Origin of the sequence: Aeromonas sp. 9A (assembly GCF_963900955.1) — a bacterium.
In the GTDB taxonomy this organism is placed as follows: Bacteria; Pseudomonadota; Gammaproteobacteria; order Enterobacterales; family Aeromonadaceae; genus Aeromonas; species Aeromonas salmonicida.
In genome coordinates this window covers 1,344,933-1,359,385 of record NZ_CAWRFG010000001.1, presented here as the reverse complement: position 1 = coordinate 1,359,385, position 14,453 = coordinate 1,344,933, and the positions used below count along the sequence as shown (strand labels likewise).

The 14,453-nt window shown below is 61.4% G+C and carries 15 protein-coding genes; 8 read left to right on the top strand and 7 right to left on the bottom strand.

Annotated features, from left to right (window positions below; translation table 11 throughout):
* Positions 1–5: 5 nt before the first annotated feature.
* From AACX78_RS06635 to AACX78_RS06620, 4 genes are all read left to right on the top strand, one after another.
* Complete coding sequence (locus tag AACX78_RS06635; protein WP_021140524.1) at positions 6–884, top strand: TraB/GumN family protein; 879 nt, start codon at positions 6–8, stop codon at positions 882–884.
* A 157-nt stretch (positions 885–1,041) separates the two neighbouring features.
* The gene (locus AACX78_RS06630) at positions 1,042–1,227 is read left to right on the top strand and encodes a DUF3149 domain-containing protein (protein ID WP_085941496.1); all 186 of its coding nucleotides are present in this window, start codon (positions 1,042–1,044) and stop codon (positions 1,225–1,227) included.
* A 164-nt stretch (positions 1,228–1,391) separates the two neighbouring features.
* Positions 1,392–1,973, top strand: coding sequence for a DNA endonuclease SmrA (smrA, locus tag AACX78_RS06625; protein ID WP_159165726.1), 582 nt, complete (start codon positions 1,392–1,394; stop codon positions 1,971–1,973).
* Positions 1,974–2,106: 133 nt separating this feature from the next.
* Positions 2,107–3,585, top strand: coding sequence for a carboxypeptidase M32 (locus AACX78_RS06620; protein ID WP_201302798.1), 1,479 nt, complete (start codon positions 2,107–2,109; stop codon positions 3,583–3,585).
* Between the two features lie 69 nt (positions 3,586–3,654).
* On the opposite strand, the gene AACX78_RS06615 is transcribed toward AACX78_RS06620, so the two are convergent.
* A complete protein-coding gene (locus tag AACX78_RS06615) occupies positions 3,655–4,056 on the bottom strand; it encodes a VOC family protein (RefSeq protein ID WP_058393543.1) in 402 nt (133 codons plus the stop codon).
* A 170-nt stretch (positions 4,057–4,226) separates the two neighbouring features.
* On the opposite strand from AACX78_RS06615, the gene AACX78_RS06610 reads away from it, so the two are divergent.
* Both AACX78_RS06610 and AACX78_RS06605 read left to right on the top strand, forming a co-directional pair.
* Positions 4,227–5,813 (top strand): AlkA N-terminal domain-containing protein, encoded by a 1,587-nt coding sequence (locus AACX78_RS06610; protein ID WP_407704425.1) that lies wholly within the window; start codon positions 4,227–4,229, stop codon positions 5,811–5,813.
* Positions 5,800–6,294, top strand: a complete 495-nt coding sequence (locus tag AACX78_RS06605) for a methylated-DNA--[protein]-cysteine S-methyltransferase (RefSeq protein WP_159165723.1) — start codon at positions 5,800–5,802, stop codon at positions 6,292–6,294. The genes AACX78_RS06610 and AACX78_RS06605 overlap by 14 nt, the downstream gene beginning before the upstream one ends.
* On the opposite strand, the gene AACX78_RS06600 is transcribed toward AACX78_RS06605, so the two are convergent.
* From AACX78_RS06600 to AACX78_RS06575, 6 genes are all read right to left on the bottom strand, one after another.
* On the bottom strand, positions 6,267–6,932 hold the full coding sequence (locus AACX78_RS06600) for a class I SAM-dependent methyltransferase (protein ID WP_201302797.1): 666 nt from the start codon (positions 6,930–6,932) through the stop codon (positions 6,267–6,269). The genes AACX78_RS06605 and AACX78_RS06600 overlap by 28 nt on opposite strands.
* Positions 6,933–7,056: 124 nt before the next feature.
* On the bottom strand, positions 7,057–7,308 hold the full coding sequence (locus AACX78_RS06595) for a DUF1272 domain-containing protein (protein WP_159165722.1): 252 nt from the start codon (positions 7,306–7,308) through the stop codon (positions 7,057–7,059).
* 39 nt (positions 7,309–7,347) lie between these two features.
* Positions 7,348–7,677 carry a DHCW motif cupin fold protein gene (locus tag AACX78_RS06590; RefSeq protein WP_159165721.1) on the bottom strand — a complete coding sequence of 110 codons (330 nt, stop codon included), beginning with the start codon at positions 7,675–7,677 and terminating at the stop codon, positions 7,348–7,350.
* 180 nt (positions 7,678–7,857) lie between these two features.
* Positions 7,858–9,726 carry a peptidase U32 family protein gene (locus AACX78_RS06585; RefSeq protein ID WP_159165720.1) on the bottom strand — a complete coding sequence of 623 codons (1,869 nt, stop codon included), beginning with the start codon at positions 9,724–9,726 and terminating at the stop codon, positions 7,858–7,860.
* Between the two features lie 190 nt (positions 9,727–9,916).
* Positions 9,917–10,525: a LysE family translocator gene (locus AACX78_RS06580; RefSeq protein WP_159165719.1), complete on the bottom strand. Its 609-nt coding sequence runs from the start codon at positions 10,523–10,525 to the stop codon at positions 9,917–9,919.
* A gap of 129 nt (positions 10,526–10,654) precedes the next feature.
* A complete protein-coding gene (locus tag AACX78_RS06575) occupies positions 10,655–11,596 on the bottom strand; it encodes a LysR family transcriptional regulator (protein WP_159165718.1) in 942 nt (313 codons plus the stop codon).
* A gap of 238 nt (positions 11,597–11,834) precedes the next feature.
* Here AACX78_RS06575 and AACX78_RS06570 point away from each other — a divergent pair, with 238 nt between their 5' ends.
* Together AACX78_RS06570 and AACX78_RS06565 are read left to right on the top strand one after the other, a co-directional pair.
* On the top strand, positions 11,835–12,923 hold the full coding sequence (locus tag AACX78_RS06570; protein WP_159165717.1) for a ketoacyl-ACP synthase III: 1,089 nt from the start codon (positions 11,835–11,837) through the stop codon (positions 12,921–12,923).
* A gap of 303 nt (positions 12,924–13,226) precedes the next feature.
* The gene (locus AACX78_RS06565) at positions 13,227–14,444 is read left to right on the top strand and encodes a methyl-accepting chemotaxis protein (RefSeq protein ID WP_159165716.1); all 1,218 of its coding nucleotides are present in this window, start codon (positions 13,227–13,229) and stop codon (positions 14,442–14,444) included.
* The last annotated feature ends 9 nt before the right edge of the window (positions 14,445–14,453 follow it).

Sequence of the window (14,453 nt, the reverse complement as noted above, 5' to 3'; positions counted from 1 at the left end):
GCCTCATGAGATTTCATCGCACTCTGATTTCCTTCCTGCTCTGCCTGTTGCTGCCTTTGACCGCCTTTGCCGATCCCGCCTTCTATCGGGTGAACAAGGGTGACCAGCAGCACTGGCTGCTGGGCTCCATCCATGCGGGCAAACCCTCCCTCTATCCGCTGCCCGACCCCATAGAGCGCGCCTGGCAACAGAGCCATGCCCTGGTGATGGAAGCTGACCTGACCCACATAGGTGAGGAGCAGTGGCAGGATATGGGCACCATCACCCGCCTGACCGATGGCAAGACGCTCAAGGATCATGTCTCAGCCGATCTCTACCGACGCACCATCATAGCAGCCGGTCAGAATGGCCTGACCGAGACCATGCTCTCCCCGCTGCGCCCCTGGTTTGCCGCCATCACCCTGACCCAGGCCGCGCTCGAGCGCACCGGTTTCAGCAGTGCACTCGGGGTTGATCAGCACTTTGCCAAACGTGCCACCGAGAGTGGCAAGCCCATAGTGGGCTTCGAGACCCTGCTCGAACAGCTCGGCTATCTTGCCAGCGTCGGCGACAACCAGACGCTGATGCTATCCACCACCCTGGATGAGCTGCCCCAGCTGGAAACCGGCTTTCGCGATGTGATGAAAGCCTGGCAGGACGGGGATCAGGCCGCCCTCGTCAGCCTGCTGAAAGCGGAGATGGCGCCGCCCAAGCTGCAAGCCTGGCTGGAGCAAACCCTGCTGGCGGAACGCAACCACAACTGGCTGAAAAAGTGGCCAACCCTGCCAAACGAGAGCTTTATCGTGGTAGGTGCCCTGCACCTTTACGGCGACCAGGGCCTGATCGCCCTGCTGGAGCAGCAAGGGTGGCGCGTGACGCCGCTCACCAATCCAGCCGCTAAGTAAACGACCAGTACATGACGTGAAGGCCCTGCCAAACCGGGGGAGTGTCCCCACACGTACTGGGCCGAATGGGAGGCGGCTCACAGATCAGGCTGCCGATTAAATAACCGCAAGGGGACTTGATCGAGATCATCCCATCAGGCCCAAAGAGGTATCTATCATGCCTGTCATCAATGGGATGACAGGAGTGTGTGAGATGGAATTCTGGATGAACCTGATGTTCGGCAACAGCGTGGGACTCATGTCCATGTTGGTGATTATCGGCACCTTCCTGCTGATCAGTTCCTATGCGGTCTATTTCATCTACAAGGTGATGAGCGCCAAGCCGCCGAAAGAAGAGCAGTAACGCCCCTGCGGCAGGCGATCCCCCGATCGCCTGCCCATGTCTCTTGGCTGGCATTGTCTATCGGCCAATAGTGCCTGCCTGTCGGCCGGCTGATGTTGGTTGCCATTTTCTGACTCGCCCCCGCCCGCTATAATGCCCGCTCATTCCAATGCGGGGAGCCTGCCGTGTCTTGCAACGACGAACTCTCACTGTTTCGCAATGAAGTGGCCGATGTGCGCCCCATTCGCAGCGACAATATCCATTCCCCTGCGGGCAAGCCCGTCCCGACGGAAGCGCAACTGGCCCGCCGTCAGGCGGCTACCGCCGAGCAACTGGCACTCGACCACCTCACCATGGAGGCGGTGGAGATGCGTGATCCCCATGACATCATCGGCTTCAAGCGCGATGGGGTGCAGGAGGGGGTCTACAAGAAGCTGCGACTCGGTAAATATGAGTTGCAGGCGAGCCTGGATCTGCATCAGAAGACCCTCAATGAGGCGCGTCAGGCGCTGGTGCAATTCATTGCGGATTGCGAGGTGCGGGACATCCGCTGCCTGCTGATCCTGCACGGCAAGGGGGAGCGCAGCACGCCGCGTGCCCTGCTCAAAAGCTATGTCAGCACCTGGTTGCCGCAACTGCCCGCCGTCATGGCCATCCACAGCGCCGAGCGCCGCCACGGCGGCAGCGGTGCCCTATATGTGCTGCTGCGAAAAAACGAGCGCCAGAAGGCGGAGAACCGCGAGCGACACCAGAAGCGGCTCGGCTAGTCCGCAACCGTCATCTGGTCAGGCCCCTTCAGCCAGGGTGGTAAAACGCGCGATGGCAGTGTTAGCATCGATCGGCCCCGATCATGCCAGGTACGGGGTGCATACCATCAGGGACGATAACAAGGACAATCCCATGTCATATCAAAAACTTGAACAACATCAGCAACAGCTGCACCGGCTCTCCCACCTCAGCGCCATCTGCGGCTGGGATCAGGCCGCCATGATGCCGGAGGGCGGCAACGAGGCACGCGCCGAGGCCATGGCCGAACTCGGCGTGCTGATCCACCACAAACGCACAGCCCCCGAGCTTGGCGACTGGATAGCCAAGGCCGAAAGCGAGCCGCTGGATGACGTTCAGCGCGCCAATCTCGCCGAGATAAAACGCCACTGGCAGGATGCGAGCCTGCTGCCCACGGATCTGGTAGAGGCCTTGTCCCTCGCGGGCAGCAAGTGCGAGCACGCCTGGCGCAGCCAGCGCAAAAATAACGACTGGGCAGGCTTCGCCCCCAATCTGAAGGAAGTGGTGGCCCTGTCGCGGGAAGTGGCGCGCCTTCGCGCCGAGGCACTTGATGTGCGCCCCTACGACGCCATGCTGGCGCTGTACGAACCCGGCATGACGAGTGCGCGGCTCGATCAGATCTTCGGCGATCTCACCGGCTGGCTGCCCGGCCTGATCCAGCAAGTGAGTGAACAGCAGAAACATGAATCCATCTTGATCCCGCAAGGTCCCTTCCCCATCGCAAATCAGCAGGCGCTCGGCCAGGAGGTGATGGGGCTGCTCGGCTTTGATTTTGCCCACGGCCGGCTCGATGTGAGCAGCCACCCCTTCTGTGGCGGCGTGCCGACCGATGTGCGCATCACCACCCGCTACAACGAGCAGGAGTTTGTCTCCAGCCTGATGGGCATAGTGCATGAAACCGGTCACGCCCGTTACGAGCAGGGGCTGCCGCGTCAGCTGCTGGGCCAGCCGGTGGCCGAAGCGCGCTCCATGGGCATTCACGAGAGCCAGAGCCTGTTTTGCGAAATGCAGCTCGGCCACGATACGGCCTTCCTGGCTCTGCTGGCGCCGCGCATTCGCGCCCACTTTGGCGAGCAGGCGGCGTTTGACCCGGCGAACCTGGCGAAGATCTACAACCGGGTCGAGCCTGGCTTTATCCGGGTCGATGCGGACGAGGTGACCTACCCGGCTCACGTGATCCTGCGCTACGAGCTGGAGCGTGACCTTATCGAAGGGCGCATCGAGGTGGCGGATCTGCCCGAGCTGTGGGATGCCAAGATGCAGCAGTGGCTCGGCCTCTCCACCCAGGGCAACTACCAGAATGGCTGCATGCAGGACATTCACTGGACAGACGGCTCGTTTGGCTACTTCCCGAGCTACACGCTCGGCGCCATGTATGCGGCGCAGTTGCGTTTTGCGCTCGAGAAAGAGCTGGGGAACATGAGCAGCGTGATCGAGGCGGGTCGCCTGCCGGAGGTGCTCGCCTGGCTTGGTCGCCACATCTGGTCACAGGGCAGCCTGCACAGCACGGATGAGCTCATCCGCCGCGCGACCGGTGAGGCACTGAACCCGCGCTGGCTGCGCCAGCATCTGGAGCAGCGCTATCTGAAATAACGGATGCGGCGACAGCAAATGAAGAGGGCAACGGGGCAGCGAGACTGCCCCGTTTTTATGGGCAATCCATCACAGCGGGTCGGGGGTGGTGAGAAGCTCGCGCAATTGCAGGATATTGCCTTCCGGATCGAACGCATTGCGCAGCACCAAACCCGGTCCCGGCCACTGCTGCGGCAACAGGCCGCCACCGAGGTCGGCCGCCTTCGCCTCGGCCCAGGCGAGGCTTGGCACGGTAAAGAACAATTTGATCGCCCCCTCTTCCCGCAGGATCGGTGGCACCTGGATATCGATATCGCAGGCAATCGACTCGGGGATCGCGTGGATCAGCAACTGGATGTCGTGATTTTCCATCACCACTAAGCCAGCTTCCTGACTGCGAATATCCATCTGCAGCAAGGTGCGATAGAAATGGGTCAGCAGGCCGAGATCCTTGGCGTAGATCAGGGCGCCGGCGCGAGCGGGTCCGGGCATGGTGCAATCCTCCTTGGATGTTGTCACCCCAGATTCTCACACTTGCCCGCCCGGTTCGACCGCTTTCAACCTCGTCATCGGGTCTCTCCCGACGATAATTTTATTTCAATTCCTGTCCGTTTCTGGCTAGTCACTGCGTCCCCTCCCCCTTACTCTCAGCCATACACCCAATGCAGAGCTTGCATCCCATGACCCCACAGCCCGTCAGTGACAACCCTCAGGATGAGGGGATCCCGAGCCTCAGCCGCGAACAGTGCCATGCTGCTCGCCTCGCCCGCGATGCGCGCTTCGATGGCCGTTTCTTTACCGGCGTGCTCTCCACCGGCATCTACTGCCGCCCCGTCTGCCCCGCGCGGCCACCGCACGAGCACAACGTGCGCTACTTCCGAAGCGCAGCCGCCGCCGAGCAGCATGGTCTGCGCCCGTGTCTGCGCTGTCGCCCCGAGCTGGCCCCTGCCGCCAGCGGCGATCTGCCGCCCGGACTCGCCCGTTTGCTGGCGCGGATCGAACGTGGCGAGCTGGCAGACACAACGCTCGCAATGCTCGCGCAGCAGGCCGGGATCACGGAGCGCACGCTGCGCCGCCAGTTCGAACAGCACCTTGGTGCCTCGCCAAAACAGGTGGAGCAGACGCGCCGCCTGCTGCTCGCGAAACGGCTGCTGACCGAAACTGCACTGCCCATCACGGATATCGCATTTGCGGCAGGCTTTGCGAGCATCCGCCGCTTCAACGATGCCTGGAGCCAGGCGTATGGCCTCGCGCCCCGTGCACTGCGGCAGCAGCAAGGGAATGAGGGGGCGGCAGAAGGTGGCGCTGCACTCACGCTGCAATTACCGTATCGCCCGCCCTACGATGTGGCGGCCATGCTGGCGTTCTACCAGCTGCGAGCGATACCCGGGCTGGAGCGGGTTGATGGAAATGTGTATGAACGGCGCCACAGGGTCGGCGATCAGTCTGGATGGATCCGCATCGAGCAGGGCAAGGGCCATAGCATCAGGCTCACAGTGCATGATCTGCCGCCCGCTGCACTGCCTGATCTCTTGTATCGCGTGCGCCGCATGTGGGATCTCGATGCCGACATGCAGCGTATCGGCGAGCGGCTCGGCCAGGATCCGCTGCTGGCCCGCTTGCAGTCACGCTGGCCCGGGGTGCGATTGCCCGCCGGTTGGGATGAGTACGAAGTGATGCTGCGCGCCATCGTTGGCCAGCAGGTATCGGTCAAGGGCGCCATCACCATCATGGGTCGGCTACTGGCGCGTACCGAGGCGCAATTCGGCGTGGCCCAGCTGCCCACACCGGCGCAGCTGTGTGCACTGGATTTGGATGGCATCGGCATGCCCGGCAGTCGCATCCGCACGCTGCAAGGGCTCGCCGCTGCGCTCGCGAGCGGTGCGCTTTCCCTGACCACGGCCAGCGACGAGCAATTATTGGCCTTGCCGGGCATAGGCCCCTGGACTGTCGCCTACTGGCGGCTGCGCTGCGGGCAGGATCCGGACGCCTTCCCCGCCTCCGATCTGGTGCTGCAAAAGGCGCTGGGGGGCGGCGACAAGCTGCCGGTGAAGGAGGTATTGGCGCAAAGCGCAGCATGGCAACCCTGGCGCGGCTATGCCGCGAGCTGGCTGTGGCACGCCATGAGCGAACAACCGGCACTGCTCATCAAGCAGCCATCGACCCCCACTGCGAGCCTGGTTTCACCCACAACGGGGAGCAATGCGCCCCAAAGCCATGACGAGGAGATAACCCATGATCCGCTATGACGTGTTGCCAACAGACTGCGGCGATCTGCTGGTCGCCATCAACGCCCGCGGCCTGGTGCACGTTGACTTTGTGGCTGGCCTGCGAACACTGCCCGATATGAGCGGCTGGCAACAAGACAGTGAGGCGCTCGCCCCCTATCTTGCCGAATTTGCCGCCTATTTCGCCGGGCGTCTGCAGCGCTTTACCCTGCCGCTCGCCGCCCACGGCACGGCTTTTCAGCAAGCGGTATGGCAGGCGCTGTGCGACATTCCCTATGGCGAGACCCGCAGTTACGGCGATATCGCCCGCGCCATCGACAAACCGGCGGCGGTACGGGCAGTGGGCGCTGCGAACGGGCGCAATCCGCTCTCGATCATAGTGCCCTGTCATCGCGTGATAGGCCAAAACGGCAGCCTGACCGGTTATGCGGGCGGCCTGCCCATCAAGCAGCAGTTGCTGGCGCTGGAATGTGATCAGTCACGTTCAGCCAACCAGCCATGAAAACCGAGCGCCTGAAAATAGCGCCAGCCAGTGCCAAACCCGGCGGCCCCCAGCAGTTGCCGGGTTTGCTCCTCATTCAAGGGGAAAAAGTCCCGATCCAGACGCTGTACCATCTGCTCGCTGGCCGAGAGCGGTAAGCCGGCCAGATGGGCATGCAGGCCCATAACCGCTCGCTCGGTGTCATCTTGCGCCGCCATCAAGTCGGCCATCAGCAAGGGAGATCCCGCCCTGAGCTGACGGGCAATATCCCGCAGTAGCGCCGTTTTTTGCTCAAGGGGAAGGAAGTGCAGCACCAGCAGACAGAGCGCACCGTCACACCCCAGGCTCTGCACCGGTAGCGGCCCCTCCCACCATGTGACCCGCTCGGCCATGTCTGCCAGCTCCGCCCGCTGGCGGGCCTGTGTCAGCATGTCCGCCGAAATATCCTGGGCAATAAACTGCCATTCGGGACAGGACTGGCCCAGCAGCAAGAGTTCACTGCCGGTGCCGACCCCCACCAGCAGCACACGGGCGCGAGGGCCAAGCCTCGTCATCAGCTGGGCCGCACTGAGCTGATGCAGCAGCGCATAACCGGGTACCAGCCGCGAGATGCGCTGATCATAATCTTGTGCCCCGTCACCTTTGAATCGTTCCACCATCTGCCCCTCCTTGCTCGTTGAAACCCTTGATACGGGCTCCTGTCGGGAGAAGGTAAAGCGCCATGATGACGCCAGGGTTCAGACCTTGTACGCCGCCCACGAGACGACCCGGGGACGGCGACCGCTAGCTATCTCTCTTGTTTCTCAGGGTTGGATTGAATATTCGCTTGATGGAAGCCGGACTGTTCGCCAGCTTGGCCGTGGGGCGGCGGGGACGCCTGACCAGTTCACCGCCGCAGTTGGGGCAAGTCAGTTGCAGATAGTGCTCGCTGCAATCGGCGCAGAAGGTGCACTCGAAAGAGCAGATATAGGCAAGCCCGGTATCGGCGGGCAGATCCTGGTCACAACATTCACAGTTGGGCCTGAGTTCGAGCATGGTGGTTGACCTCAGTGGCAGCGGAAGAAGGTGAGCGGCTCAGTCGACGATAAAGAGCTTGGCACCCAGCTCGGTGAAGGATCGATGGGGCTCGGCGTTGTCGGCCACCTGATAGCTCATGCCCGCCGTCAGGGTGAAAACCCGGCCATCCTGCAACTCTGTGTGCAGCTCCCCCTCGATGCAGAGCAGGACGTGCCCCTTGCTGCACCAGTGATCCGCCAGGTAGCCAGCAGAATATTCCACCATCCGAACCCGCAGCGCACCAAAGGTTTGGGTATGCCAACGGGCAACGCCGGTTTCCCCCTTGTGCTCGGTCGGCGCTATATCGGCCCAGCGGGTCGTGCAAAACGGCAGGTCTTTGATTTCCATCACAACTCCATTTGTCGAAAAAACGGGGATCCCAAGGACGACTCGCTTGCCCCCACAGAAGGCATCGTCATGCCAGCCGTTGACCGCGGCATCTCGGGCAAGCGGGCCCTCTCTCGAGCGTCTTATACTGCCATCAAACCCACTCCTGTGGCATGCCCCGTCTGGTCCCTTGATGGGCCATTAACGCTTGAGGCTCCCCATCACCTGCATTTCGCAGCGGTGGCAGTCAAAGCGCAGGCGGAAGCTGTCCTTGCCCATCTTGAGCTCCAGCGGTTCGGCCTTGAGGCCGGGCACCTCTTTCGGGCAGAGGTTCTGGCTGTAGCGGATGCAGTGCTTGGTGATCATCAGTACCACTTCTCCCTCCTCCCTGTTCGCCTCATAGGCGGGGGCGATGCGCTCGACCCCGTGCTCGCGGAAGAACTGCTCGGTGGCACTGTTCAGCACATTGCCAAGGTAGGAGAGGCGGTGCTGGGGATAGCTGACATCCCGCAGGGCAATGCGCCGCTCGGGCCTCTGGTAGCTGGCCACACGTGCGGCCTCCAGCGCGGCTATGCCGTCCCGACGAAGACCGTTGAGCATGGACGCGGCGATGAATAGCGGGTAAGTGAATGCCAACTCAATCTTGCGCGCCACAAACAAGGTATTGCCGAGTTTGCCGAGTTGATCCCGCGCCTGTTGTAGTGCCCGCTCCGGATTGTCGGCAGGTTGTTTGTCACAGGGAAGCGTCACCGCGGCGCTGATGCCCTGCTCGTCAGTGAGCATGAGGCACAAGCCCTCATCGCATTCAGAGAGCTGCATATCGACCCGAATGCGACGATCCGCACTGGCCTTCTCTAGTATCTTGCTGAATGCCTGATCGTGGTTGCGATATATCTCGGTGCCCACTTTCAGACCAGGAATGGACTCGGAGAAGAGTAACTGCTTACGTCCTGCCCTCTCTCCCACCTTGTTGAGGCGCATCCCCACCAGCTCCTTGTTCAGCTTGAAGAAGCCCAGACCGTCGCCGTTGTTGAGGGTGAGCTGCTTGCCGTCTATCTCGATACCGTCACGAGTCACCTTGGTGACTCGCCCCAGCGGCTCACCCACGTATTTCGGACTTTGGGTGGAGTCGATCCCCTGTTGGCGACCATGGAGGAAATAGTCGGTAGCGCCACGGTTGAAGCTCTTTTTCGGATCCGGCTCGAAGCTGTAGCTGCAACGACCCGCCGAGGCGGCCACCAGATCGGAGCGGCTGTCGAGAATGGCGTCGAGCTTCTTGCGATACCAGGCGGTGACGTTCTTGACGTAATCGAGCCCCTTGAGGCGCCCCTCAATCTTGAAGGAGCGAATACCTGCCGCGATCAGCGCCTCCAGATTGTCGGTCTGATCCATGTCCTTGAGCGACAACAGGTGACTGTCAGCCACCAGCACTTCCCCATCGGGCTTTTGCAGCGAACAGGGCAGCCGGCAGAGCTGGGCACACTCGCCACGATTGGCGCTGCGGCCGGTACGGGCATGGCTGATATTGCACTGGCCGCTGTAAGAGACACAGAGCGCACCGTGGATAAAGAACTCCAGCTGCACATTGGTCGCAGCGCTTATTTCTCGGATCTGCACAAGGGACAGTTCGCGCGCCAACACCACCTGAGAGAAGCCCACATCCTGCAGAAACTTCACCTTCTGTGGCGTGCGGTTGTCGGTCTGGGTACTGGCATGGAGCGCTATGGGAGGCAGATCGAGCGCCAGCAGCCCCATGTCCTGCACGATAAGTGCATCGGCCCCCGCTTGGTAGATCTGGTGGGTCAGGCGCCGGGCCTGCTCCAGTTCGTGATCGTGCAGCAAGGTGTTGAAGGCAACAAAGACCTGGGCGCCAAAACGGTGGGCATGGCGCGCCAGCGCTTCGATATCGTCGAGGGAGTTGCCCGCCGCGCTGCGGGCACCAAAGGCAGGGCCGCCTATATAGACGGCATCGGCGCCATGGTTGATCGCTTCGATGCCGTAGGCGAGATTCTTGGCCGGAGCCAGCAGTTCGAGGCGGTTCAGGGTGTGGTGATGAGTCTGTGGATGCATGGTCTCTGAATCTATCGGCAGACAGAAAATGCCCGTCACTCTAGGCCAGTCACCCTGGGTTTGCCTTGATCCCGCTTAAGATCACCGCGACATACAGGATTGAACGTCTGGCGCTCGCAGTCCCGCCCATGGAGCCGGGAATTCGTTCAGCGGCCCTGCCCTCATGGCGCGAGCCGCTGACAAGCGAACCTCAGAGCACCACTTTGAGCGCCAGCCCCAACAGCACCAGACCACTCACCTTGTCGATGACAAAGGACTTGGCCTTGAGCCAGGCCAGCACTGGACCGCGGGAGAGTACCAGCGCCACCAGCACGTACCAGACAGCATCTATGCCGCCAGCGGTGAGCATCATGATCCCCCCCTCGTTCCAGCCAGTGTCGGCCCGCACAAACTGGCTGAACAGGGCGATAAAGAAGATGGCAAGCTGGGGGTTGAGAAAGGCCACCATAAAGCCTTCGAATGCCCCCTGACGGCCACGCAGTTGATGAACCACCTCCTCGGTCTTGGCGCTGACGGGCTTGGCAAGCAACGCCTTGATGCCGAGCCAGGCGAGAAACGCGGCGCCGCCGTAGCGGATCAGATCAAACAGCAGCGGCGTCTGGGTGATCAGCACCGACAGCCCCAGCGCAGTAATGAGCGCATAGATCCCCACCCCAAAGCCGTGACCGAGGGCGGTCGCCACCCCGTGCTCCTGCCCACCCTGCACAGTGTTGCGAATGATCAACGCCAGACTCGGCCCCGGGCTGATGGCCCCCATTACACAGATCGCGGCCAGTGCCAGCCAGCTCGTCAATTCCATACCCTTTCCTTGTCTGCACGCTGAATGTAAATACCTAGGCTCAGGGTAAGGGGCGGCGTGTTATGCCAGAAGTGAAAGTTGTGAATAGACCCCATAGTCAATGGCTATAGTCTGGTACAACTGACTGGGCTAGCGGGCGCGAACCAGCAGCTTGCGGCTCTCGGCAACGGTGCGCTGCAGGTGCTCCCTCAGGAAGGGGTAAGCCAGCTCGCGAAACCACTTGTGGGCAGGATCCTGATGATGGCGCTGATGCCACAGCAGATGATACTGCTGGGATCGAGTCGCAAACGGCAGATCCTGAAAGGTGAGCCCGTGCTCGCGGGAGAGCTGCCAGGCAATATGGGCAGGCGTCGTCATCAGGCAATCGGTGCGCAGCAACACCTCCACCGCAGCCTGAAAGAAAGGCACACGGGCAAACCAGCGCCGAAGCAGCCCCTGCGGCGCCAACACCTGCTCTACCGGGCTGTCCTTGTCTCCGCCGCCGCTCACCTGCAGATGGGGCCAGGCGAGATACTCATCCAGGCCTAGAGGATTGCCTGCCAACGGGTGGTGGCTGCCCATCAACACCACCAGCCGATCTTCTCCCTGATGCAGACCACGGATCTGCTCAGGCACCAGATCTGTGATAGTGGAGACCAGATCCAGCTCGGATTGCCACAACTGTGGCAGCTGGCGCTTGTCCCACAGACTGTATTCCAGCGCAGCCAGGGGCGCTTCCCTGGCCAGTGCCGCACAGATATCCGGCAAAATATGCTGGGCCACGTAATCGGACGAGGCGAGTCTGAATACCCGCTCACAGTGGCCAGGGTCAAACCCGGGCGCCTCATAGAGCCGCTCCAGCGCACAGAGGGAGTCAGACAGCTGAGCCGCCAGCGTCTCGGCCCTGGGCGTCAGCAGCCAGCGCTGCCCTTCACGCACCAGCAGTTCATCACCAAACTCGTTGCGCAACTGGCCGAGCTGCTTGCTGATGGAAGGTTGGCTCAGGTGCAGCAGCTCCGCCGCCCGGCTGATGTTGCGAGTCTCCAGCAACACCTTGAGGGTCGGCAACAGGTTGAGATTGGCTTTGTGCAAGGGGTGACCCCATCCATGGTGGAAAGCCCTATCTTAGGGCAGAGGCGTCTTTCGTTTTAAGCAAAATTTCCCGCTATTTTCGGCCACAGACGCCACCTGTCGAGCCGCCTTGCAGCCAGATGACCACTCAGGTAACCCTTCAGATAACGATGACCACAAGATGACAGTGGTTGTCTCGTGCGGCATAATTGCGCGATTTTCCGCCCGCGGGCGATCCACTTTGAGAAGCGGTAACAAGATGAAATACGCCAATATCACCGGTTGGGGCAAATGTCTGCCTCCCTCTGTGCTGACCAACGATGACCTCAGCACCATCATGGATACGTCGGATGAGTGGATCTATCCGCGTACCGGTATCAAGGCCCGCCGGATCTCCCATGTCAGCACCTCGGATCTCGCCACCCTGGCCGGTCGGCGCGCCCTCGCCTGTGCCGGTCTCGACGCCAGCGATCTCGATGGCATCATACTGGCCACAGCCACCCCGGATAATCTGCTGCCGAGCGCGGCCTCTGCGGTGCAGAAGAAGCTCGGCGCCGTCAACGCCGCCGTGTTCGACCTCAACGCCGCCTGTACCGGTTTCGTCTACTCCCTCTCCGTAGCCACCTCGCTGGTACAGACTGGCATGATGAAGAGGGTGCTGGTGATCGGCGCCGAGCGCCTGACCTATCTGCTGGACTGGGCACGCCGGGACACTGCCGTGCTGTTTGGCGATGGAGCAGGTGCCGTGGTGATCGAAGCAAGCGAGCAGGAGTGCGGCCTTATCGCCAACAAGCTCGGTTGTGACAGCGAAGCGCGGGAAATACTGCACGTCCCGAACTTTGGTACCGATCGAGTGCGTTTTGCCGATGTCGATGGCCTCTTCACCTTCAACTTCGAAGGCCCTGAGATCTTCAAACGCGCCGTGCGCGGCATGGGAGAAGCCACCAGCTCAGTGTTGGCTCAAGCTGGCATAGACCCAGAACAGGTCGATCTCATAGTGCCGCACCAGGCCAACATCCGCATCATCGAGACTCTGGCCAAGCGCATGAACGCCCCCATGGAAAAGGTGATGGTCAACATCGAAAACTACGGCAATACCTCCGCCGCTACCGTGCCCATCGCCCTGTGCGAAGCGCTGGAGCAAGGCCGCGTCAAGCCGAACTCCTACCTGCTCACCGCCGCCTTCGGTGCCGGTCTGACCTGGGGCGCCGCCATCATCAAATGGGGCGATCGCGTCACTCCTCTCGGCCAATGCGATGCCGAACTGCCCCCATGCGACAAGAGTGCGCTGGAGCTGATTGCCCATGCCGTCGAAGGCTGCCAGAAGGCCCACGCCAACCAGGCCTGATCCTCATCGGGAGCCTGATCATCAGGCTCCTTTTCATCTGCGTTTGTTTCGCGCTAGCCTGCCGTGAGGTTCTTCGCCTCCGCACACCCTTCTCACTCAGTCAAATCTCCCTTCGCAACGTCTATATTCCAGTTTTCTCAGTAGTCCCCCCCGAATAAGACCGATTCGCAACCAAGTACTTTTTTTGCGCTAACCTTACTGAGCCATTTGTAACTATGGGTTCAGGCGCAGCTCATCCTTCTTGTCACCAGCGGGAGAGCGGCGGGTTCCCATCTCAACTCACGTGCAGGGATGAGTTCGCGTATGACAGATCACAAGACGGCAGAGACCACTGCATTCTGGGACCCGGTGAGCTGGGCATCTTGCCTGGGCATAGGCCTGCTCAGCACCCTCTTGCTGGTGCTGGCCGGCAGCCCCCTGCCTTATCTGCTTGCCAACGGCGTGCTGGCGCTGGGCGCCGCCGTGTGGAACTCACACCACTATCACAGCAAGCAGGAGTCAGGACCCCACGAAGAGGAGCAGGCTCATACTTGGTCAGCAGCCCAGCTCAACCACTCCATCATCGGGCTCGAGCAGGTGTGTGAAAAGGCCGTCCCCATCTGGTCACAACAGATTGAAAACTCTCGGCTGCAAACCGAAGAGGCCATGATCGATTTGACCCAGCGCTTTGCGGGGCTCACCACCAAGCTGGAAGAGGCAGTAGCCGCCTCACACGATGCTGCCGGGGATCTGGGGGGGGCAAAGTCGGCAGGTATGGCTGCCGTACTGGCCGAGAGTCAGGCCCAGCTCAATCAGGTGCTCACCATCATGCATTCGGCGCAGGCCAATCGCGACGCCATGCTGGCAGAGATCAAGACCCTTACTGCCTACACCATAGAACTCAATACCATGGCGCTCGACGTGGCCAAGATAGCCTCCCAGACCAACTTGCTGGCGCTCAATGCCGCCATCGAAGCCGCGCGGGCCGGTGAGGCAGGTCGTGGTTTTGCCGTGGTGGCCGACGAAGTCCGCACCCTCTCACGCCTCTCCAGCGAGACGGCGAAAAAGATGACGGACAAGGTGGACACCATCAACACAGGTATTGGTCGCGCCTTCCAGATCGCAGAAAGCGCCGCCGCCCGGGACCAGGCAGCGGTCAGCGACTCTGAGCGTGCCATCGAGCAAGTGCTGGAGCGCTTTCACATGGCCACCACCAGCCTGGCGGAGTCGGCCGCCCTGCTGCAGAGCGAAAGCGCAGGGATCCACAGCGAGATCTCCGATGTCATAGTGTCGTTACAGTTCCAGGATAGAGTCAGTCAAATTCTCAGCCACGTACGCCAGAACATGGACAGTCTCTATGGCCACCTGGTTTCTTCCCGCAACAGGTCCCATCAATCCGGTCCCCTCCAGATTGATGCAGACAGCTGGCTGGCGGACATGGAGCTCTCCTATGCCACCGATGAACAGCGCAATATTCACCACGGCCACCGCCAAACCGCTGCGGTCAACCCATCCAGCAATGCAGACGTCACTTTTTTCTAGGAGACAACT

What these genes read in the sequence shown, in the direction of transcription:
- AACX78_RS06635 (WP_021140524.1), top strand. Translation starts at nt 6, where the DNA reads ATGAGATTTCATCGCACTCTGATTTCCTTCCTGCTCTGCCTGTTGCTG.
- AACX78_RS06630 (WP_085941496.1), top strand. Translation starts at nt 1,042, where the DNA reads ATGCCTGTCATCAATGGGATGACAGGAGTGTGTGAGATGGAATTCTGG.
- AACX78_RS06620 (WP_201302798.1), top strand. Translation starts at nt 2,107, where the DNA reads ATGTCATATCAAAAACTTGAACAACATCAGCAACAGCTGCACCGGCTC.
- AACX78_RS06615 (WP_058393543.1), bottom strand. Translation starts at nt 4,056, where the DNA reads ATGCCCGGACCCGCTCGCGCCGGCGCCCTGATCTACGCCAAGGATCTC.
- AACX78_RS06610 (WP_407704425.1), top strand. Translation starts at nt 4,227, where the DNA reads ATGCAGAGCTTGCATCCCATGACCCCACAGCCCGTCAGTGACAACCCT.
- AACX78_RS06605 (WP_159165723.1), top strand. Translation starts at nt 5,800, where the DNA reads ATGATCCGCTATGACGTGTTGCCAACAGACTGCGGCGATCTGCTGGTC.
- AACX78_RS06600 (WP_201302797.1), bottom strand. Translation starts at nt 6,932, where the DNA reads ATGGTGGAACGATTCAAAGGTGACGGGGCACAAGATTATGATCAGCGC.
- AACX78_RS06595 (WP_159165722.1), bottom strand. Translation starts at nt 7,308, where the DNA reads ATGCTCGAACTCAGGCCCAACTGTGAATGTTGTGACCAGGATCTGCCC.
- AACX78_RS06590 (WP_159165721.1), bottom strand. Translation starts at nt 7,677, where the DNA reads ATGGAAATCAAAGACCTGCCGTTTTGCACGACCCGCTGGGCCGATATA.
- AACX78_RS06585 (WP_159165720.1), bottom strand. Translation starts at nt 9,726, where the DNA reads ATGCATCCACAGACTCATCACCACACCCTGAACCGCCTCGAACTGCTG.
- AACX78_RS06580 (WP_159165719.1), bottom strand. Translation starts at nt 10,525, where the DNA reads ATGGAATTGACGAGCTGGCTGGCACTGGCCGCGATCTGTGTAATGGGG.
- AACX78_RS06570 (WP_159165717.1), top strand. Translation starts at nt 11,835, where the DNA reads ATGAAATACGCCAATATCACCGGTTGGGGCAAATGTCTGCCTCCCTCT.
- AACX78_RS06565 (WP_159165716.1), top strand. Translation starts at nt 13,227, where the DNA reads ATGACAGATCACAAGACGGCAGAGACCACTGCATTCTGGGACCCGGTG.